This is a genomic window from Cellvibrio sp., from assembly GCF_039207905.1.
Classification (GTDB): Bacteria; Pseudomonadota; Gammaproteobacteria; order Pseudomonadales; family Cellvibrionaceae; genus Cellvibrio.
Window position 1 is genome coordinate 52,297 of record NZ_JBCECX010000002.1, and the last position, 22,225, is coordinate 74,521.

General features: G+C 45.8%; 10 protein-coding genes. 3 read left to right on the forward strand and 7 right to left on the reverse strand.

Annotated features, from left to right (window positions below; translation table 11 throughout):
* Positions 1-101: 101 nt before the first annotated feature.
* From AAGC78_RS01280 to AAGC78_RS01290, 3 genes are all read left to right on the forward strand, one after another.
* A complete protein-coding gene (locus tag AAGC78_RS01280; protein ID WP_435782214.1) occupies positions 102-1,607 on the forward strand; it encodes a tryptophan halogenase family protein in 1,506 nt (501 codons plus the stop codon).
* Positions 1,608-1,643: 36 nt separating this feature from the next.
* Positions 1,644-2,657, forward strand: a complete 1,014-nt coding sequence (locus tag AAGC78_RS01285) for a cupin-like domain-containing protein (RefSeq protein WP_435782215.1) — start codon at positions 1,644-1,646, stop codon at positions 2,655-2,657.
* 74 nt (positions 2,658-2,731) lie between these two features.
* Positions 2,732-4,234 carry a tryptophan halogenase family protein gene (locus tag AAGC78_RS01290; RefSeq protein WP_435782216.1) on the forward strand — a complete coding sequence of 501 codons (1,503 nt, stop codon included), beginning with the start codon at positions 2,732-2,734 and terminating at the stop codon, positions 4,232-4,234.
* 563 nt (positions 4,235-4,797) lie between these two features.
* On the opposite strand, the gene AAGC78_RS01295 is transcribed toward AAGC78_RS01290, so the two are convergent.
* The 7 genes from AAGC78_RS01295 to AAGC78_RS01325 all read right to left on the reverse strand — a co-directional run bounded on the left by AAGC78_RS01295 (position 4,798) and on the right by AAGC78_RS01325 (position 22,205).
* Complete coding sequence (locus AAGC78_RS01295) at positions 4,798-7,389, reverse strand: hypothetical protein (RefSeq protein ID WP_435782217.1); 2,592 nt, start codon at positions 7,387-7,389, stop codon at positions 4,798-4,800.
* A 129-nt stretch (positions 7,390-7,518) separates the two neighbouring features.
* Positions 7,519-10,665, reverse strand: a complete 3,147-nt coding sequence (locus AAGC78_RS01300) for a TonB-dependent receptor (protein ID WP_435782218.1) — start codon at positions 10,663-10,665, stop codon at positions 7,519-7,521.
* 740 nt (positions 10,666-11,405) lie between these two features.
* On the reverse strand, positions 11,406-14,423 hold the full coding sequence (locus AAGC78_RS01305; protein ID WP_435782219.1) for a TonB-dependent receptor: 3,018 nt from the start codon (positions 14,421-14,423) through the stop codon (positions 11,406-11,408).
* Positions 14,424-14,887: 464 nt separating this feature from the next.
* Positions 14,888-15,391 (reverse strand): glutathione peroxidase, encoded by a 504-nt coding sequence (locus AAGC78_RS01310; RefSeq protein WP_435782361.1) that lies wholly within the window; start codon positions 15,389-15,391, stop codon positions 14,888-14,890.
* A gap of 229 nt (positions 15,392-15,620) precedes the next feature.
* Entirely contained in the window at positions 15,621-17,234 is a 1,614-nt protein-coding gene (locus tag AAGC78_RS01315; protein ID WP_435782220.1) for a carbohydrate-binding protein, read from the reverse strand.
* A 239-nt stretch (positions 17,235-17,473) separates the two neighbouring features.
* Positions 17,474-19,000: a tryptophan halogenase family protein gene (locus tag AAGC78_RS01320; RefSeq protein ID WP_435782221.1), complete on the reverse strand. Its 1,527-nt coding sequence runs from the start codon at positions 18,998-19,000 to the stop codon at positions 17,474-17,476.
* 118 nt (positions 19,001-19,118) lie between these two features.
* Entirely contained in the window at positions 19,119-22,205 is a 3,087-nt protein-coding gene (locus tag AAGC78_RS01325) for a TonB-dependent receptor (RefSeq protein WP_435782222.1), read from the reverse strand.
* Positions 22,206-22,225: the final 20 nt, after the last annotated feature.

The window sequence follows — 22,225 nt, forward strand, 5'->3', positions numbered from 1 at the left end:
ATTAGAAATAACCGGGTAGGTTTGCACGGAAAGCGCGCAGGTAATTACTGCGCGCTTTTTTTATGGTGGATCAATAATTGTTAACCAAACGGATGCTGACTATGCAAAATAATACTTTGAGATCACTCTGCATTGTGGGCGGTGGAACTGCAGGTTGGATGGCAGCATGCTTACTTTCTTCTGCACTGAAGGGTAGTAAAGTACGCATCGTTCTGGTTGAGTCACCTGATATCGCCACTATCGGTGTTGGAGAGTCCACTGTTCCTTCTATTATGGATTTTTTAAGTTTTTGCCGGATTAATCCAAAAGAATTTATTGAAGCTGCCTCGGGCAGTTTTAAATTGGGTATTCGCTTTGATAATTGGCTTAAGCCATCGCATAATTTTTTCCATCCTTTTGGAAAGGTTGGACAGAAAATAAATGGATATGAATTTTATCAGGCTTGGATAAAAACCCTTCGAGATGGGAACGAGACTCGCTGGGTTGATCATTCACCATCTGCCATCATGGCAGAGAATGATCGTTTTATGCTGGATACTCCGCAGCAAAAAATGCCGTTACCTAACTACAATTATGCTCTACACATAGATGCAATATTGGCTGCGCGCTACCTGCGCGATTTTGCTCAAACCCAAGGTGTAGAACGAATCGAAGCTACCGTTAATAAGGTATTGGTAAATGAGAAGCAATTTATTCGTGGTTTAGAGTTGAGTAATGGAGCATCTATTGAAAATGATTTTTTCATTGATTGCACAGGTTTTAAAGCATTACTAATTGAGGAGGCACTTAACATCGGTTACGAGGATTGGACGCATTATTTACCTTGTAATCGTGCTGTTGTAGTACAGACAGAAAATACTGGCGATCCCCATCCCTATACAGTTGCTACTGCCCGTGAATCCGGGTGGACATGGAGAATTCCATTGCAGCATCGAACTGGCAATGGCTATGTTTTTTCAAGTCAATACTGTTCTGATGATAATGCTACTGATACATTACTCAAATCTGTGGATGGTAAATTATTAACTGACCCCAGAGTGATACCCTTTAGAACGGGGCGGCGCAAAAAAGTATGGCATAACAACTGCCTTGCTCTGGGGCTTGCCTCTGGATTTCTGGAACCATTGGAGTCCACTGCGATTCATTTGGTTTATCAAACGTTAATTCATTTTATTCAACATTTTCCCGATCTTGATTTCGATAGCAGCGTAGAGCAAAAATTTAATCAACATATCAATGCTGATTATCAGGAAATTCGCGATTTTATTATCCTGCATTACTGCACAACTGAGCGTTATGATACCGCATTCTGGCAATGGTGTAAGACTATGCCGGTACCTGATTCCCTACGTGAAAAAGTCGAACTATTTCGCGATAGAGGACTATTATATAGCCAACCGAGTCAGTTTTTTGGTACCGATAGTTGGTGTTCAATACTCGAAGGAATGCAAATCCGTCCTCGAAGCTACCATCCATTGATAAATGCATTTGATAGTTCATACTTGGCTCAGGTGCTGCAAAAAAATGCGCAAGGTATCCGCGATGTTGTACTAAAAATGCCTGCGCATGGAGATTTTATTAAACATAATTGCGCTGTTAAGTTATAGCAAGTTTGATTACGTCTTTATTGATGAGCAACAAAAATGACTGCTTATAGAAAAATACCAGAATTCAGTAATATTTCAGCGGAGCAATTTTTCCAGGAAATTGTTCCGTTACAAAAACCAATTGTAATTCGAGGTTTTGCTGATCATTGGCCACTAGTTTCTGCTGCTAAAAATACGCCGCAGGCTTTTGTTGCGTACTTAAAAAAATTTTACACCGGCAACAAAGCAAGCATACTGTTGGGGCATCCAGAGATAAAAGGACGCTTTTTCTATAATGATGACATGACGGGCGTTAACTATATCAAAGGCGATGAGCGGCTGGATTTATTTTTGGATCGTTTGTTAGAGTTGGCAACTAAAGAGATTTATCCCGCCGTTTCAATACAAAATATATTGCCAAGTCACATATTGCCGGGATTGGTTAATGATAATACGTCGAGCTTTTTTCCTGACATTGAACCGCGGTTATGGATGGGAAATCAAGGAACTGTAAGCGCTCATTATGATGGCTCTGATAATGTTGCTTGCGTGGTAGCAGGGCGTCGAAGATTTGTTCTTTTTGCTCCCGAGCAAGTTGCTAATTTGTATCCGGGCTCCCTAAATGTAACGCCTGCGGGCGCGCCTGTTAGTCTGGTAAATCTACACGATCCTGATTTTGAGCGTTATCCTCTTTATAAAAAGGCGCTCGAGAATGCGTATTCAGCTGAGCTTTTTCCTGGCGATGCTATTTTTATCCCTATGCTGTGGTGGCACCATGTTGACTCGCTGGAAAAAGTGAATGGTTTGATGAATTATTGGTGGAATGGTTCCGCAGTCAAAGATGCAATAAAACCAACAGTGATTGATAGTTTAAACATGGCTGTTTTATCAATGAGACAGTTAAATCCTGCGCAGCGCAATGCATGGAGAGCAATGTTTGATCATTATGTATTTAAACAAGGTGTTGATCCTGTTTCATATATTCCCGAACATTGCTTGCATGTGTTGGGGGAAATAACTCCCGAGGCAGAGCGACAAATAAAAAATTATTTAATAGAAAAGTTAAAATAATACATGTGACCTGCAAAAAACTATTAGCTAATTCATAACCATACTGTATATATCTAATGCTGAGTTTGTAAAAAATGAAAAATGAACAAAATAAACCAAAAAAAATTCTCATTGTTGGTGGTGGTACAGCTGGCTGGATGGCTGCAAACTTAATTGCGACTCGTTGGAGTGATGTTGATGTTTGTTTGTTGGAGTCAAAAGAGATTGGCATTATTGGTGTGGGTGAGGGAAGTACACCGCACTTGAAATTCTTTTTTGATACGGTAGGTCTTGATGAGTCGGAGTGGATGCCTCGTTGTAATGCCACTTATAAAAATGGAATCTCCTTTGCTGGTTGGTCATCCATTCCCGGTTACGAATCCTATTTTCATCCCTTTCCTGCACAAACGGATGACATGCTTACTGTCCCAGTTTTTTTTAACAGCATCAATGCGCGCATGCAGGGAAATAACGCCGATGCACACCCGGACCATTATTTTTTAGAAACCTATCTGACTAAAGAAAACCTTGGCCCCATTCCGAATGAAAATTTTCCATTTGGTGTGGGCTATGGATACCATTTTGATGCAACTCTCTTGGGGCAGTTTCTTGCTGAAAAAGCGGTAGGCCGGGGAGTAAAAAGAATTTTCGGTACTATAACCGAGGTGGTGTTGGGAGAAACTGGTGCTATAGCATCTGTCAGGTTGGATGATGACAGCCTTCTTGATGCCGACTTTTTTGTTGATTGCTCTGGTTTCAAATCACTGCTGATGCAAGGCGCACTGAAAGTCAGCTATAAGAGTTTTAAAGATAATTTATTCAATAACTCTGCCGTAGTAATGCCGAGCGAAATAGCGGGAATCATTCCTCCTGAGACTAGATCAACTGCATTATCGAATGGCTGGGCGTGGAAAATTCCGTTAACCAATCGTTTTGGTAATGGATACGTTTACAGTGCTGACTACATCACACCAGAGCAGGCAGAGACAGAATTAAGGACGCACCTGGGATTGTTGGATAGCGATGTTGCAGCCAGACATTTGCAAATGAAAGTGGGGCGCGCGGAAAAACATTGGGAAAAAAATTGCGTAGCGGTTGGTTTATCCCAAGGATTTATTGAGCCACTGGAAGCCACTGCACTTGCACTTGCACTTGAGACTATCACTCGCTTCATGAAGCACTATGAAAATGGTGGATTTACCAATAAATTTGAAGGTATGTTTAACCAGGAAATCAACGCGAAATTTGAAGGCGTCAGGGATTATATTGTTTGTCATTACAAAGTGAATCAAAGAAATGACACCGCTTATTGGCGGGATAATGCAGCCAATACCAATTTGTCTGAGAATCTCAGCAAAGTGCTGCACTTCTGGTGGAACAGTAAAGATTTTGCAAAAGACATGTACATGAATAATTTGATCGGCAGTTATCAGCCTAAATCATGGGCATGTTTATTGGCGGGTTACGGTATTTTCCCTTCGCTTAAGAATAATGAAATCAATGTTCATTACAGGTCACCACATGATATGGATCAGTTGGCCGATTTTATTCGTCGCTGTGGCTTGAACTTTAAAGTGCACAACGAGTTACTTCTGTAATTTTTTACTTTCGAAAAACACTAGAATAAAAAATGTTATCCATATTTGTATCACTTTTTTCAAAAAGCACCATTTATAAACTATTTGATTGACGACTTTTGGTTGGAAAGTTCGATGTCCGGTCGTCAGGTTCGACTTTCCTCCAGTCCGTAACTCATCATTGCCAGCCATTTTTTCCGATGTTAACTTTCAATCACTGACTAGGTGGGCGTCACTAACCGGTGATTGCCTGATGTTGATTTAATGTTGATGTTCTGAAATGGTGTGCGGGTGATGGCGTATTTTCAGTATGTTTCTCATCGATATACCACGCTAGTGTGGCTGCTGAATATCTGTTTGTTTTTTGCTTTCTTTTTCTTGCTGTTTTTTGTTTCACTTCCCCGCTTTTAGTTTATTTTTTCCCGTGATTTGCCAGAGCTTTCTCTGGCTTTTTTATGCCCACAATCAACACTTGATTTAAATGATGTTAATAAAAAACTGCACCTTACTTGGTTTGGCCATAAACCAAACTTTTGGGATGCAGCTTAAGTGATTACAGTTTGTTATTTAAATTGTGTGCCAGATTATTTCTGGGGCGTTGTTTCTACTTTTTCCGGCACTAACATCTTACGCCATTCCCCCAGACCTCCCGGCGCATTAACAATGAGTTCACCGCGCTCAGTCAAACTTGATGCATCCGTTGGAATTCGCACCAAATCATAGCCAGCGTCCTCTGAACGAGAGGCTGACCAGGTCGATGCAAACCAACCGAATGGATTACTTATAACTTCAGCTGAAACAATCAAAGCTTGAGCTTCAGTTATGGCGCCATCAACAAAATCTACAAGAACTTGTTGTCCGCGATTAAAGTCTACCGCGCCCAATACAACCTCTTCCGGTTCTACTGGTACCTGTCCTTCAAAAAGGATGCTACCAATAATGACCTTATCGGTTGTTTTGAAGCCGCCGGCACCTTTACGTGCAAACATATCGATGCCTACAAATTTTGGTAGAGCATTCATCTCGAAGCCTTCGGGGAACTCAGGCTCCACTGTGATGGTCATCCACTCACCGTATTTCAACTCGTCACCTGTCATATCGATTGGTGAGTTGTGATGGCTCCAGTTAGCGTCCTGGAAGAACATCTGGAAGTTGAACTCAGTGTTGCGCAGTGACTCAGGAATGAATAGGTTAACAGTGACTTTAAAACCTTCATTCAAATTCAATGAATCCAACGATGTCAGATTGTTTTTCTGCAGGCTGATACGCTCAATACCATCTTTTGATGATGCTGCAACAAGCTCGCCGTTCTCTGGTGTCAGTACTGGTGATGAGGAAACACCATTATCATCAGGCCACGCAGTGTTGCCCCAACCATCGGCGCTGCTGGTAAAATCTGAACGATATTGAACGCCAAGTTCGGTTTCAGTTGCTCCACCGCCCGCGGCACTAACAATCTGCAGGTTCTGAATCAGAATTGCATCACCTTTGGTTTGACCCGCGGTGAAGTTATTGAATTGAATCCCAAGGCCATTACCGCCTGATGCTGCAAAAGATGCCAGTGTTGCTTCATCTGGTGTGAAGGTGTAATCGTTCCACTGGCCAGGAGTTAGATTCCACGTGCCCCCCCAACCACCACCCGCCCAATTGGTCGAGTTTGCTGCAAATACACCCATGCCGAAATTGGTAATAGAGGCGGGTATGTAAATACGTGCGGTCATAGTGAACGGTTGGGTCAGATCAACGACCAGTCCGGTACGGGTAATTTCGAACTGATCATCTTGTGGCACCATCGAAAGCGCTTTGGCGGATTCCCCATCCGTCGTAGTAATTACTGCGGTTTTACCTTGCCATTGGGAGTTTTTCCAACCATCTACGCCTTCGCTAAAATCACTGGCATAGACAACTGCAGGTCCAGTCCCCTCAAGCAGTTTGAAGTTATCAAACTTAATGGGGCCTGCAACCGAGGCAGGTTTATCCTGGGCGACTAATTCCACACCAACAGCTGCTACCTGGGTCATATCAAACCCATCAGACATCCAGCCGGTTTTTGGCATGCTCGCACCAATTTTGTAGGTGAAGCTGTTCCAACCTGTTGTAGCGTTTTTCACTTCATTCCACTGGATATTGGCGTAATTATCATTGATGTCGCGCAGGTAAAGCTGATAGCCCATAGAGCCTGCTGCCCCATTGGTGAGGTAAGCGTCAGCAAAGCTGATATCAAAACTCAGTTGCGTATTTTTCAGATTTTTTGTTGTACCAAATGGAAAGAGGTACGCAATCTTATCGCCTGGTCCTTGCCATTGTGGATTAGCTGACAATGCGACATCCGTAAAAGCACCACTTAGTACTTGTTCAACCTTGGCGCCTTTCTCAACCACATCACTACCTCCAACCTCCGTAAAGAGGACGGGTGCACGCTGGCTGCGAATTACATTAACAGCGTTGGAAATTTTTGCTGCTGTGTTATAGGTTTTCCCCTTGGCAGCCAAACCAAAAATGAGATTTTTTTGGGTATCTGCAGCAAGCAGTTCGCGTACGCGGTTTGCATCGAAAGCATTGAAATCTTCACCGCATCCAGGTGCTTCAATCACCAGAGGTAACTTGAACCCTGCTTTGCGGAAATCGCGGATCAATGTTTTGGTGTAATCCATATATTCGCGATAGCCAGAAGAGGTAGGGTCAAACACTTCTTTAGGACCCCAACCACGGGCAAGGCTAATCATCATGATGGACTGATACTTATCTTGTGCAATGATGGGACGGAATTTGCCGAACCAGGTTTCTTTGGTCAGGCGCAATAACTCTTCCCCGTTGTCCTTACAATAGAGCGCCGGATCATTTAACGTCACGTTAACAAACAGGCCTTCCGTTAGCGCACGATTCAGTGCGGCCTCCAGATTTTGTACCGGCGTTTGTGGTGTCAGCACCAGGCGTATGGATCCAGCTGTCACTTTAGCCAACTCACTTATGGCGTTAAAACGCTCAGTAGAATCAGCACCGTAATCCAGTTCAATCCCTACTGGCAGCACTTGGTGCTTACCGTCAGTCCACATAATATTTGTGCCATCAGTGCGCAGTACGGGCGCGTTTTCTGATGGGCGGGCGGCTAGGGGGTCTTCAACCACCACCTCGGGAGTCAGTTTGTGCGTTTCAGAGTCTGAACGACTCAACATGTCCCCACCGCCTCCACCACAGGCGGTCAATAAACTTGTACTAATAACAGATGCTAATAATGTCGCTTTTGTTCTCATAGTATTCTCCAAATATCTTCAAACGGAGTTATTGTTATGCCGCTCGATTAATTAGAACGTCAGATTTACACCAGCGGAATAGCGGGTTTCTTGTACCCACAAGCTGTGAAATTGACTTTCATATTGGGTATAGCCTTTACGGCTTTCTCCAGTCAGGTTAGTGCCGCTAAAGAACAGGTTTACGTGGTCATTAACGTTATAAGAAACTGACAGATCCACGTAACCAGTAGGCTCTACCCAGTTAGCCAGATTGAAGGCATTGCCCGCTGCGTTATTCAGCCCTGCCAGTCCGGCATACTCTTCACTGCGCCAGTTGTAGGCGAGACGAACATTGAGGCCCGCGTAGTCGTACCATAAGATCAAATTGGTTTGATGTTCAGAGTTAGATACCAGTGGCAATTGGCTACCTTCGATATCCGTGTCTTCTGACTCGGAATGCGACCAGGTATAGTTAAATTCGATACCGGTGCGATTCAAGAAATTGTCGAACATGGAGAAAGGTTGTTTGTAGCCAAGTTCAACACCGTATAAATCTGCCGCGCCAGTATTGCGGGTTGACCAAACGGTTGAGTACTTGTTGCGATCCATACCGTCCATATCGAGGAAATGGCGCTGCTCTTGGTAGGATTGCACTGCGGTATCCACATCAATAAAGAAGACGCCCAAACCTAAGATGGCGGACTCATCGAAGTACCATTCTGTGGAGAGGTTGTAGACACTGGCCAGCCAAGGTTTGATATAGGGGTCACCTTTATCCGTGCCGCCACCGACACAGCCGACATAGTCAGGAACAAGTCCGCCAGTATTGGGATCAAGGATCTGAACTTGATTACCGTCCTCATCGGTTTTCACACAGCGTGAATACCAAAGCACCATTGACGAACCAATGGTATCCAGATCGTTATTAGTCATAGTGCGTGCCGCACTTAAACGCACAATCACATCGTGGCGTGGAAACAAGTTCAAGTTGATCGATGGCAGCAGTTCGAGCGACTGATGCTTGATCATTTCAGTCTCATACACGTAAGCAATTTTTTGCCAGTCGTCATAACCAATAGAGTTGAATGAGTCGAGCACCTCTGGCACAACGCTCTTACCCACTTCACGGCTCGTATTTACTGCCTGCACACCAACATTGGCGTTATAAGGAATACCAAACAGGCCTACATCATCATTGGCAAAGTTGAATTGCAGGTAAGCATTCATGGAGTCTTCAGTAACCGAATAGGTTTCGCCCGGCTCATTTACTGTGCGTGTGCCGGGGTATAAGCGATTCATGAAGTCATAAGGTGAATCCCAATTACTTGGTGCGAGCGCGGCCACACCATTTTCAAAACCTTTGATGGGACCAAAATCGTAGAACACACTGGTATCGGCAGCGCTAAAACCGTTATCTACCAAACCACCAATATCGATCATGTTCGCGTCAGTTTCCGAGAACACGAACTTGTACCAGTCAGGATACTTTTGCCAAACGGCATTGCCGGGTAATAGTTTGTAGCGTTTATCAGCAGGAACACGTGGGTCGTTGTAATTCGAATAACGGCCAGTAGGTGTTACGTAATAAAATTTGTTGTAGTTGGCGTCACGGCTGCCATAACGAACGCCGACTTCCATTGACTCTACGTGCTCAGCATCAAAGATAGATTTCCAGTCGACACGCACCACATTTAGATCAGCATCGGCATTAAACCCTTCGGCAAAACCCTGATACTGCTTCAGAAAGTTGGCGTCAGCCACATCACCCTCGTAAGAAAACTTGGGGAATTCACCGCGATAATCCACTGTCATGTGGAATCCATCCACCGGGTCCTTCCCAGGGATACCATCCTCATCAACCCACAACCACCCGGGAGTGCCCTGTTGAAAGGTAGCTTTGCGTTGTTGCATTTCCGCTTTGGAGTGAATGATGCGGAGCTTGGCTTCGAACGATTCGTTATCGGTATAAGCGACTTCGAAATTAGTGTTGTAAGCAGCGGTTTTTTCGATGGTATTTTTTGACACAGATTGGAAATCTGCCGCCCATACATTCGCGAGTTGAAGGGTATTGATATCAATCGTGCGAGGATTGCCTTGGGTATCTGTAAATGAAATGCTGGAGCCAGGGGAAACAATCGAACCGGGCTTCACCGCATTAATGATGTCCTCGTACCTGTCTTTGGCTGGGGCATTATTAACACTCCAGGAATCTGGAGTGCGCTTGGCGTTGAATTGAGCTGATACGCCACGATCAAACTTATCCATTTCGGTATAAAAAATATCGCCGCGTACACTCCAGTTTTCATTGATCTCGAACACACTGGTCAGCGATCCACCGAAACGCTCGCGCTCAACAAACTGACTGTTTGCCGCAAATTGCTCTGGAACGATATACCAATCGTTGAGCAGATCACCGTCGCCGTCGAGATCATACATATCGGTGGGTGTTCCACCTGATTGATCGAGAAATGCAAAGGTTTGGCCTTCCCACATGGAGTAGTTGGCGTTATAGCTCTCAGCCGAATAAAGCGAACCGATAATTGAGAAGTTATCGCCATTGTTGAAGCCTGCTACCAAGCCAAGGTTATAGTCTGGATCGCGACGCGACTTATCGCCCTCTTCATTGTATTCGCGCCCTGAGTATTCACCAGTGGAACCCTCCGCACGAGCGCGTAGAGTGAAGCCCTCTTCCATTTTGCTGGGATCCCAGGTTTTAAGATCAACCACACCAGAGATACCGCCAGACAATATCGAAGCGTCCTGTGACTTATACACATCAACGCCAGAGATCAAACCTGCTGGAATATCCGAAAAGTTAGCCTCAACTTTGTTAATACTCCAAGGGCTCAAGAATTGCTCGCCATTCAAGGTAGTCAATACTTGCGGCATACCGCGAACGTTCAGCGATGTACCTTCGCCCGCTTCACGTTTAATCTGAACCCCGGTCACACGCTGCAAAGAATCGGTGATAGTTGTGTCAGGCAACTTACCAATATCCTCTGCCACGATTGAATCGACTACATTGGTTGATTCGCGTTTGATATCAATCGCCTTGGCCTGCGATGCACGCACGCCTTTTACGACAATCTCTTCGACCGCGCCTTCACCGGCGGCTGGAGCAGCTGGTTCCTGCGCATAAACTTGGGCGCCGTAAAGCGCACAGCCTACTGCCAGAACCAGCGCTTTTTTTCTGGTAGTAATACCGCTAGGTTTGATCATCTTGAGCTTCCTCGTGTTGTTATCTTTTTTAAAAATTGTGTTTGCCGAGCAGATTTTTTACATGAGCAAAAGACAGGAATAGCAAAGCCGTACGGCGGGTATGAACACTGGGAAAGGGAAGCTGAAAACCGGAATAACAGTGTATAAATTCTATCGATCTGACTATTCAGTCTGTTCTGCGGCAAGGTCAGGTTTGACGCAGGGCGGATCGATAAAACCGAAAAAACTCATTACAACTATTATTGTTATGGCACCTAAGTTTTGCCCACGGAGGCAACTTTGGAACCCTTGCGGCTAAACAACTAGAGCTTTCTTAATTATTCAAATCTATTAGTATCTTCGCGTTAATATTCAAAAAATATCTTATTAATGTTATTTCTTTGGGTGTAGTGGCAGGCGGATCATGAATCAAAATGTAATCGGTTTCAACATGATTTTGTGACCAGCAACAAGTGTTTAAACGAAAAAACTAACAATTCTTTACAGGCAAAAACATCACCTTACTCAATTTTCAATAGTGAATTTGAATGAGGGTTTGCGGGAGGTGAAGCGACAGATCAATCACAGATATTTGAGGCGACAACTTTATTAGGAAATTAAGGAATAAGGCGCCAATGTGATTCGGAAAAAATATTCTATGTCGCCAGCCATTAACGACTGATGGGTAATCACTTCTTATCTGGTTTGCGGGCATAAAAAAACCGGCTTGCGCCGGTTCTTTTTCTAGCTGTCGAAGCGAATTACAAGCGCAAGCGAATACCTGCAGCAACCCGGCGCTCTTGTACTGACAATGAGTGGAATTGATCCTCAAATTGCGCGTAGTTGCGATAGTTGGTTTCAGTCAGGTTGGTGCCTTGAACATATAAGGTTACGTTTTCGATAACGTCATAGTTAACAGAGACATCCAAATAGCCTGCCGCTTCAGTCCAATTTCCCATGCTGATGGATGCTTCGTTAGTGTTCAAACCAACACGGCCCTGGAAAATATCGCTGCGCCAATTGTAGGCGATACGGGAACTCAGCTTTTCACCCTGATACCACAAGATCGCGTTGTACTGATGCTTGGAGTTGGATTGCAGTGGGAAACTTTTGCCTTCCAGATCTTCATCACCTGAGTCGCTATCGGAATAGGTGTAGTTGAATTCCATACCGGTGTTGCTCAAGAAGCTGGGCAGGAAATCAAAGGATTGCTTGTAGCCTATCTCGAACCCGGAGAGATCAGAACCGGTTACGTTTTGGGTGGTCCACACGTTTGCGGTGCGACGAACTACGCCGTCAGAGTCTGGATAAGCACGCGCTTCCTGAAGTGTTTCAGTGGCGGTATCCACCTGGATTAGGAACACGCCCAAGCCCAGGATGCTGCCTTCTGCGAAATACCATTCAGTAGAGGCGTTCCAGTTATCCGCGCGCCAGGGTTTAACGCTTGGATTACCTTGGTCGTTACCACCGCCCGGGCTGGTAACCACGTTGTATTTGCCGTCGGCATCTTCACGGGTACCTTCAGGGGTATAGACTTTATATTCCTGATACCAGAGCGTTTCATCTTCGCCCACGTTAACCAGATCGTTACGGCTCATGGTTTTGTTGTAGCCAAAACGCACGATAACGTCATCAGCTGGGAAGAAGCTGATATTGGCTGCAGGCAATACATCGGTGAACGAGGTTCTGGTCGTTTTGGTGCCCAGTTGTTTGAACATCACCTGCCAACCTGCCGGTGGTTTGCCCATCGCTGCTTCGGCACCGCCGCCGTAGTAACTGCCGGCCGCCGGAGTAGAGCCAGCCGCGTAGGTGCTGTTCACTACTTCGCGATCGGTTTGCACAATGCGTAAGCCTAGGTTACCCGAGTAAGGAACACCGAATACGCCATCAGTATTTTCGAAATTGCCTTGGAAATAGGCCGACGCCGTATCTTCAATAACGGAGTAGGCTTTCGCCGGATCTGCAAACTTGGTGGCGCCAGGATAGATTGAATTCATGAAGCCATTTACGTCATCCAACGACTTGGGATTCAAGGCTGCAACACCGGATTCAAATCCAGAGAAGGGGCCGAAATCGTTGTAGGAAATCAATTGTGATTTCAAATCATCAAACGGTGCTTGCCCCAAATCGCCATTGCCTTTGAAGTCGTACCAATCCGGATAACGCTGCCAAACAAAATCACCTGGTAGCGGCTCGAAGTGGAGTTCCGCTGGTACATTTGGATCTGCCCAGGTGGAGTAGCGTCCGGTTGGAGTCAGGTAGTCGTATTTAACGGTTTTTACATCGCGGCGATCCAGACGCACACCAAATTCAAAGGATTTAAAATCGGCCGCTTCAAACTCGTAAGTACCATCAGCGCGCAACACATCCATGGTCGCTTCATCTTTTTGCCCAATCGCAAATGCCTGGAACAGATTCAGGCGGTCAGTGCTGGACAGGTCATCTGCGTAGGAAAAGGTTGGATATTCCTTCCGGTAATCCACGGTAACCATAAATGGATCGACCGGATCATCCTGGCCATCGCCATCGGCATCAACCCAATACCAAACCGGTGTGCCTTGTTGGAAGGTGGCTTCTTCGTAGGTTTTATCGGCTTCGGAGTGCACATAGCGCACCGAGCCTTTGAATGCATCGCCCGAATCAAAGGCCAGCTCAAAGTTGGTGTTGATTGCATCGGTGTGATTCTGTTTACTTTTAGTTGTCGCTTGGAAATCGGGAGCTTCAACGACAGCAACTTGCAGCGAGTTGATCACGCGCTCAGGGGTGTTGCCGCTAGCGGGAATTACCGCTTCTTTAGTGGTGATTGAGCCTGCGCGCAACACGTCATAATTAGAGTCACGGCTGCCGTTGAATTGAGTTTCTACACCGCGATCATATTGATCCATTTTGGTGTAAAAAACTTCACCGGTGAAGGTCAGGGAATCACTCAGGCGCGATTGGAATGAGGTCGCAAAACCTTCACGCTCACGCTCCATCACATAAGCTTTTACACCGTAACCGCCGGGAACCAAATAGCGGTCGCTGGTGGTATTGCCATCACCGTTTAAATCGAGCGGATCGCCACCGGAATTCACAAAGCCCAAACGTGAGTCTTCATACATTTGGTAGTTGGCAGCATTGGTAAGTGAGCTGAACGCGCCGAAGGTAAAACCTAAATCGCCGTTATTCCAACCAACAAACGCGTTGACGTCATGGTTGGCATCTTTGGTGATTGAGCCTTCTGATGTTTCCAAACCGGCGGTAGCAGTCCATCCCTGTTCCATATCCAGGGCGCGACGGGTTTTTAAATCCACAACACCGGAAATTCCGCCCGCAGACGTTGCGGCAGACTGGGATTTAATAACATCCACACCGGAGATCATGGATGAGGGGATATCTGAATAGTTGGCGCCAACACCAGTGATCGACCAAGGACTAAGGAAAGATTCACCATTCAGAGTGGTCAACACTTGCGGCATACCGCGCACGTTCAGGCTGGAACCTTCGCCCGCAGTGCGTTGGATTTGCACCCCGGTTACACGTTGCAAGGAGTCAGCAATAGTGACGTCCGGCAATTTACCAATGTCTTCGGCGACGATTGAATCCACAATCACGGCAGAATTACGTTTAACGTCTACCGCCGCTTTTTGTGATCCGCGGATACCGGTAACAATAACCTCATCAACCATTTTATCGTCCGCCGTTGAGTCCTGCGCAATTGCTGGAGTGGCCAATGCAGCTACCGAAAAAGCAGCCACACAAGATGACAAAATAGTTTTCTTAAAATGTGGTGAACTCATGAAACTCCTCGCAGTGGTTAAACCACATACCGCTTCAAAATCAGGTCGAGCAAATCCCATGGCTATTAAAAATAGTCATTAGCTACTCGCTGACGGTAAATGCTTATTTGAAGGGTGATGTGATTGCTAGTTGAACAGGTTAATTACCCGTATCTATTTATGATTACTCTTATGTTATGTGGTGCGACAGGAAAAACGCGCAGCTAATAATCACTTATTATGTAATCGATTACAACTTCTTTTACGCTGAAAAAGGCGAGAATTTCAAATATAAAATTGTAAAGAGGTGCAATTTTTCAGTAAAAAATCAGTTAATTTCTGTTAATTATCATTAACTTAATGATTTTTGACCGGTCGCATGTTGGTGTGAGGGGAGTAGCGGTACACGTGGGTTAAAAGGTAACCGTTTACATTTGTGCTATAAAAAACGGCCTGGTTTTAATCAGGCCGTTTTGGGGGCTTGCTTAGAGTTGTTGTTCGATAGCTGCAGCCAATTTTGGTGAATCCGGCTTGGTTAGGCTGCCGAAGTATTCGACCAGCTGACCGTCTTTACCGACCAGATACTTATTGAAATTCCATTTTGGTTCCTGCGCCTGCTCGGCCAAGGCTTTGAATAAAGGGTTGGCCTCTTTGCCCGTCACATGGGTGGGCGAAAGCATGGTGAAGGTTACACCGTAATTGAGATAGCAAATCTCTGCCGCCTTTTCTTCATCGGCATCTTCTTGCTTGAAGTCGTCACTGGCAAAACCGACGATCACCAGACCTTTGTCTTTGTATTTCTTATGCAGCGCTTCCAGCTCTTTGAATTGGGAGGTGAAGCCGCAGTGGCTAGCCGTGTTAACCACTAACACGGTTTTATTTTCCATTAGCTCACAAATATTGACTGAGTCTTTTGAATGCAACTTGCGGTATTCGCCTTTCATGTAATCGGGGCAGGCTGAAACGGCAGTGCTTATCAGGCTCGCCATTGCGACGCCAAACAATGTTGCCAAAGGTTTGATAAATGATTTCACAGGGGAACTCCTCGTGCGACGTGGTGGATACATAACCCGAGCAGTGTATGCTTTTTTTGGTGAGGTGAAAGGTCAGTGAATGCACATTAACCAATCATTACGAGATGATGTTATCGCAGCAATAAAAAAGCGAACCTGTCGCCAGGTTCGCAAGTTCCGGGGAGGAAATTAAAATCGCTAACCGTTAAAGTTTGGTGATCCGCAGCCAGTTAAAATTCCAGCCGCTTTGCGGTGCATAAATGCCCAGGCTGTAGGTACCAGCATTAACCTGTACGTTGTGGGAAACCGTTGTCCAGGTTTGCCAGCCACCAGTAGCGGGGATAGCGACTTGCCCGAGCTGGATTGCACCGGCATTTAAATCCAGAGACAAAGCAGCACCGCTTGGGCTGGCAACGCGATATTCCACTTTGTAGGTTCCGCTCGTCGGGAAATTAATATTCGCGTAAGACATCCAATCGCCCGCTTCAATCCATCCAACATTTTGCCCACCGCCAGAATCGGTTGTGGTTTCAATTTGTACGCCACTCATGACCGAATAAGATTCCGCTTGAATCAAACGTGTAAACGGCGCGGCACTGGAAGATGAACGACTGGAGCTTTGTGGCGTACTCGAACGGGAACTGCTTGAGGCAGCCGCACCTACAACACCATAAGGTGGCGATAATGTTTGGCAGGTTTGGATGCCGACACAATCAGCGTTATTTTGCCAACCCCAACCGGAAGTAATGTGCGTACAAATAGGATAAACAGTTCCCCACCAATTACATTGTTGCGCGGTTGCAACGCTGCTTGAGCTTGCCGGGCGCGACGATGCCGCTGGTGTCGAACTGGTGCTATTGCCATTAATATTTTGCACATAGCTAATACCCGCAGCGCGCAAGCTTGCGACTTTTTGCGGAATTTCGCTCGCGGGAACTATGTTATTTTTTTCAAAATAAACCCAATCGAGATCTTCGGAATATTCACGGAAATTACTGTTGTTGATAAAGCCTCGCGTATTGCAACCTGCATCAAAACAGTCATTGCTGATCCACAACTGGAACATCAAATACATTGGATAATCCGGCGCGACAGCACCGTTAAATCCGGTTTGATAAGTGCCATCGATATAAAACGAAATGTGACCATCAGTCACTTGCATCACCAAGGTATGCCAACCCTGCAAACTGCCTTGGGTGCGCGTGACACCGTGATTACTTTCATCCGACCAATCGACAATGCGGTAAGTACCTGACCACATGCTGGGCGTGGCAGAACCTGTCCACCATCCGCCGTTGGGTAAGTATTCAAAATCGATTTCGCTGTAGGGTTCAGCACCTTCGATGTAATCCGTTAAACCAAAAAAAGTTTCGATCGCAGTGTCGCCATCAGGGCCGACATTGGGTGCGTCGTTAAAATACATGCGCGCCGCCCAAGTGCCGTTTTTATAAATTTGTTCAACCCTTGCCACTTCCGCTTGTGAAACGCTGCCAGTTGTTGCGCGGTTATTAACAATAGTGCTGCCATTGATATTGGTGCTTGCCTTCAAACGCATAAATTTGTTGGTGGGCGATGCAGGGTCGGTAACAAACGAAATATTGTTTGTACTCCAGGTGCCATTTGCCAAACCTGGCCCTCCTTCCCAAGTGCGCAGGCGCCAACCGTTATTGGCCAGTTGCGCAGTCGTTGTGTAGCTGAAGTCATCAAACAATATTTGTTCGCTTTGTGCGAAGGTGGGTTGAATAGTCGATGTAAGCGCGAGCGCAGCAAATGTCCCTGCGCACCACTTAGGTAAAAAACCTGCTGTTATGGATTGCATTATTGTTCTCTCTTGATGAGGTTTTTATTTCCTGATGGGAATAAAAACCGGATTGTGATGGGCTAGTACCAGCTTTGATTTTTATTGCGAAAACAAAGCTTCATCTTCACGCTAACACCCGTTAAAAATCCCAACAAGCGCACCGCTAAAGTCAAACCCTAACACCCTAAAATCAAACCTTCCCACAAAATGTGAATCCGATTTTCGTAAATTGCATCACAATAACAATGCCAATACTGTCATCGATTAATCGCGGAGCAGTGTTTTGCAATGTATTCCTCTTGTGTGGGAATCGCATTGGCTGCCCGATTAATGACTGCTTTAATTTCGCGCATTATTTTATCGAATTCCGCCTCAGTGATTTGATCTGCCAATGGGTGATAATGTTGTGCCTGTAAACCTTGGCCTTGCATGACGGCAAACCAACTCACCTCATCAAATAGCTCATTGTTGTCGCGGAATAATCGCCCGCTGGATTGATAGAGGTCGATTTTTTTCTGCAGTGTTTCCGGCACTTGCATATGGCGGCAATAATTCCAAAACTCCGAATCGGTGCGCTGGCTCACCTTGTAATGCAGGATGATAAAATCGCGCACAAAGGTGAATTCGGATGTCAGTAATTCGTTGTACTTATCGATATTGGTCTGGTCGAAATCAGCCATGGGAAACAAAGCGATTAACTTGGAAATACTGGATTGGATTAAATGAATACTGGTGGATTCCAATGGCTCCAAAAATCCGCTTGCCAAACCCATAGCAACACAATTTTTGTTCCAGAATTTTCTGCGCATGCCGGTTTTAAAGCGAATAAACCGCGGCTCTGCCAATGGCTCTCCCTCAATATTTTCCAACAGGATTTTTTTTGCTTGCTCATCACTCATGTATTTGCTGCAAAATACATGACCGTTGCCCGTGCGATGTTGTAGCGGAATTTTCCATTGCCATCCCGCGCTGTGCGCAGTCGCGCGAGTGTAGGGGAGTGGTGCTGTGACATTCCTGGTCGGAACCGCAACGGCAGTATCGCAGGGTAGCCAGTGCGACCAATCGTCATAACCAGTGTTCATTGCTTTTTCGATCAGCAAGCCGCGAAAGCCGGTGCAATCAATAAATAATTGTGCGTGCAACGGTGTACCATCTTTTAATTTTACGCTTTCGATGTAGCCATCATCACTGCGCAGCACCACTTTTTCTATTTCACCTTCAATGCGTTCGACGCCGCGTGTTTCGGCAAAATTACGCAGATACTTTGCATAGAGGCTTGCATCAAAATGATACGCATAAGAAATTTGTGATAATGGTGAGTTGGGAATATTGGCCGGCGGCATAAAGCGTCCGCGCAGCGCAGCTTGAATGGCGATGGAATATTCACCGGGATCAATCGATTGTTTGTTGGCTGACATACGCAGCCAATAATGATAGAAACTCAAATAGCCCATGTTCATACCGTAAGGGCCAAAAGGATGAATGTAGGAATTACCGATGCTGCCCCAGTTGACGAACTGGATACCTAATTTAAATGTGCCTTGGGTATTTTTGATGAAATCATTTTCATCTATTCCCAGCATTTGGTTAAATTTTTGAATAACCGGAATAGTGGCCTCGCCAACACCCACTGTGCCGATATGGTCAGATTCAATTAGCCGTATGCGACATTGCTGATTTTTAAATACATGGGAAAAGGCTGCAGCGGCCATCCAACCAGCAGTACCTCCGCCAACAATTAATATCTCTTTAATCCGGTTGTCGTCGCTATTGTGGTGCAGCATTGCAAGAAATCCTCAGTCAATCAAAAGACAGAAAAATGCACACTGCTATGCAGTGTGCATTTTTTGTTACACAGCTATGAATACACAGCTTTTTATTGCAGTCACTTTTCAGCCAGAGTTAGAAAGTTGCACGCAGCGAAAGTGCATAACGCCTATCAGTAGAGGAGAAGGTTTTTTGCGTTGTCGCACCATCCTGATTAAATTGCGCACGTGTTACCGTCAGTTCATCTAACAGGTTGCTACCCTCAAGGCCAATACGAAGATTGTCATTGATGGTGTACCAGATAGATGCATCGAGATAACCTTGTGCTTCGTTATAAATCGGCGCGAAAGCATCCGCATCGCGACGGGTCACCAGATAATCAGAGCGCCAGTTGTAGGCCGCACGCGCTTCAATTCCCGCATATTGATACATCAGTGTGAAGTTGTAGGTATCTTCGGATAATCCCGGCAATGGCAAGTTGGTGAAATTGCGGAAGGCGTTGCGATCGCCACCAACTGAAACACTTTCACCCATATTGCTATCACCAATGTCATCTTGCGATACATAGGTGTAGTTGAACTGAGTACCTAAACCACTCCATGCACCGGGCAAGAAATCATAAAATTGCTGATAAGCGATTTCAAAACCTTTGACAGTACCTTCACCTTCATTCACTTGGCGACGCACCAGCATATCGAGCGACGTGTTGCTCACCGGATTGGTAACCGTTGTTTGGTAATTGCGTTCGCGGAACAAATTGCTGATTTTTTTGTGGAATAAACTGAAGGTTAATGAGCCGACATCGCTGAAATACCACTCAGCAGTCAAATCAACCTGATCCGATTCTTCCGGTTGCAAATATGGGTTACCACCGACGCCATTTGCAGTTACGCTCATATCAACAATTGTTCCGGGGTTTGCCGGATCATCGGTAGAGGTGACGGCTGCGTTGTAGTTAACCGTGTTGCGCATATCGTAGAGCGACGGAAAATAAATCGCTTTGGACATGGCGAAACGGGTAATGATGTCGTCGGTTACTGACACGCTTAAATTAAAGCTGGGCAATGTAGTGGTGTAGGTATCCGGCTCGGCAGTGTTAATTGCTGAACCATCACCGTTAAAAAATTCTGCATAGGCCGGGAAATTTTCTTCGTAATAGGCTTGCGCTACATCACCCAAACCAGGTTTGTTAAGGCGCGAGGTGCCGGTTGCTTCAACACCGTAACTTACATAACGTAAACCTAAATTTGCTTTGATAGGCATCGCCAATTCATCGTTGGCAAAATCAACACGAATGTAAGCTTCCTGGCGATCAATTGCCGTTGTCACTGTTTCATGTGGTAAATAACCTTTTGCATCTGTCGGTTTGCCATCGATGGTGGTGCGTGCGCCGCGATTACGCCAACCACCATTGTTCAAACCGTTTTCCATCAGGAAGTCGTCATACGCCAACAGATTTTTTTCCTGAGTATTGCTCATGCGCGGGAACAGGAAGGTGCGGTTATCACCAGCGAGGCCTTTGCCGCCCATAAAATCATTGCCGAAGGTAACGGCTTCATACAATTCAGGATTGCCCGCCAAACCTGCAGTGGGTGCTGTACCCCAGGTATGCGACACCGCGCCCCAGTTGATGTATTCGTCATCTTGTGTAGTACGGTCGATATCCGAAAAGTAGGCACCACCGGCAACGGATTTTAACCAGCCGCCATCAATCTGGTATTCAACATCGGCGGTAAAAGAATCCATGGTTCCTTTTGCATCGACGTTAGTATCCATGATTGATACCTGGTAATAATCACATGCACCTGCGGGATCTGATAAATCGGTAGTGCCAGGATTTTCACCCGCAGGGCAACCCATCCAGTCAGGTGCAACCCCGGTCGCATTGGTACCCAAAAATTTCACGGTTGGAATTTTGGTGCGCAGATCAAGGAATACATCCGACATCGCAAAGCGGTTGTTGATGGTGTTATTTTCGCGATCGTAAGTGGTATCAAGACGTTGGAAATCCAGTTCAATTTTCAGGCGATCATCGGGCGTAATTTCCAGATTAAAACTGAAATCATCGACTTTACTTTCTACGCGATCACCGCGTGATGATGCCAGGTAAGCTACGTTCCATGGATAGGTAATAGTGCCGCTGGTGAAGTAACCATTCTCATCAAAGGTCGCTGGTGTACCAGGTACTAATTGCGCGTTAGTAAAATCTGCATCAAACCCGGTTGAACTGGTGGTGGGGAACAACACGTACTCGCGCCAATTTTCTTCTGATTCAGAGCGAATAAATTCAGCGGTTGCTTTGATGGTCTCGTCGGGGTTACGCCATTGCAATGCAGTGTCAAAACCGCTGCGGTCGCGATCAGAATCTGCCGTTCTCAACCAGGGACCAGTCGGCATAAATAATTTTTGGTCTTCGTAACCAGGTAGTGCAGTCGAGCCGAGTGTTGGAAATTCGGTTTGTGTGGCACTGCGCTCATAAAAGTTAGTCATGGCGATACCATCGCCGCGCGCGGTAAATTCAGAGGTGGATGCGCTGACTAAAAAACCAAACTCACCGGCGCTGGTATCCCAGCGGTCGCTGAACAGACCTGAGTAAGATGGTGAAATATCATCCACCAAATCACCGTAGCTTCCTTTAGCGGACAGGAATATTTTTCTGCCGTCCATGTCGAAAGGTTTGCGTGTAATCAAGTTGACCGTACCTGCAATACCGCCAGCGATAATATCCGAGGTTTGGTTTTTGATTACTTCTACAGTGCCCACCAATTCCGGTGGAATATCTTCATAGCTCAACCCGGACGTCCAGTTGCCGGCACTGAATGATTCGCGGCCATTAAATTGACTGTGCACACGATCAAGACCGCGCACCAAAACACCGCGCCCCTCTGCCGCGAAATGGTTTGGATCTGAAGGAGATGCAAAACGGCCGACGGTTACACCGGGTACACGTTGCAATGCTTCGGTCACACTTTTATCCGGCAGTGCACCAATGTCCGATGCGGTGATTACATCTTTTACTGTGTCAGCTTCACGTTTAATTGTTTGTGCATCTTCCAGGCTGGTGCGAATACCTTGCACCACTACTTCTTCTAATGCGCTATCCGTCGCGTTACTTTCTGTCTGCGCAAATGTGGGCGCACTTAAGGCCATTATCGAAACAGCGAGCAGGGATTTTTTAAATTTTCCTCGCTCTCTATTGTTGTCTTTGTATTTATCGAGCATACCCAACCCCTTTTTTCTAT

Bases quoted from the DNA above. Each gene is read 5' to 3' on its own strand.
- AAGC78_RS01280 (WP_435782214.1), top strand. From the start codon at position 102: ATGCAAAATAATACTTTGAGATCACTCTGCATTGTGGGCGGTGGAACT.
- AAGC78_RS01285 (WP_435782215.1), top strand. From the start codon at position 1,644: ATGACTGCTTATAGAAAAATACCAGAATTCAGTAATATTTCAGCGGAG.
- AAGC78_RS01290 (WP_435782216.1), top strand. From the start codon at position 2,732: ATGAAAAATGAACAAAATAAACCAAAAAAAATTCTCATTGTTGGTGGT.
- AAGC78_RS01295 (WP_435782217.1), bottom strand. From the start codon at position 7,389: ATGTTGAGTCGTTCAGACTCTGAAACGCACAAACTGACTCCCGAGGTG.
- AAGC78_RS01300 (WP_435782218.1), bottom strand. From the start codon at position 10,665: ATGATCAAACCTAGCGGTATTACTACCAGAAAAAAAGCGCTGGTTCTG.
- AAGC78_RS01305 (WP_435782219.1), bottom strand. From the start codon at position 14,423: ATGAGTTCACCACATTTTAAGAAAACTATTTTGTCATCTTGTGTGGCT.
- AAGC78_RS01310 (WP_435782361.1), bottom strand. From the start codon at position 15,391: ATGGCGAGCCTGATAAGCACTGCCGTTTCAGCCTGCCCCGATTACATG.
- AAGC78_RS01315 (WP_435782220.1), bottom strand. From the start codon at position 17,234: ATGCAATCCATAACAGCAGGTTTTTTACCTAAGTGGTGCGCAGGGACA.
- AAGC78_RS01320 (WP_435782221.1), bottom strand. From the start codon at position 19,000: ATGCTGCACCACAATAGCGACGACAACCGGATTAAAGAGATATTAATT.
- AAGC78_RS01325 (WP_435782222.1), bottom strand. From the start codon at position 22,205: ATGCTCGATAAATACAAAGACAACAATAGAGAGCGAGGAAAATTTAAA.